General features: G+C 69.1%; 1 protein-coding gene. It reads right to left on the bottom strand.

Going from position 1 to position 363, the window contains the following annotated elements:
* Positions 1-363, bottom strand: a 363-nt coding sequence (locus AABA78_RS39015) for a hypothetical protein (RefSeq protein ID WP_338270616.1), incomplete at both ends; no start/stop codon positions are given.

Consider the following 363-nt stretch of genomic DNA (forward strand, 5'->3'; position numbering starts at 1 on the left):
GCTCCCAGGCCACCTGGGAGAGCAGCACTTCCGTGGTGGGCGCGCCGCTGGCGTACTTCGAGACGGAGACGCTCTCAACGCGGTCGGCAAGGGCACCCGTCCCGTAGGTGTAGGTGACGACGCGGCCGTAGGGGTATGTCACCTGGGTGAGGTTGCCGTTGGGGCTGTAGGCGTAGAGGGTGTGGGGATTCTGGAAGGGAGTACCGGTGCAGGTGGTGGTGCCGGTGCGCAGGCGCACCTGCTTCACCATGCGGCCCCAGGCGTCGTAGCTGAACCAGGTGCGGCCGAAGGAGTCGTCCTGGTAGCGCAGGCGGCCCAGGGTGTTGGCCAGGGTGCCGCAGGAGGCGTCGGGGCTGGCGGAGG

The sequence above is a fragment of the Corallococcus caeni genome (assembly GCF_036245865.1).
Lineage (GTDB): Bacteria > Myxococcota > Myxococcia > Myxococcales > Myxococcaceae > Corallococcus > Corallococcus caeni.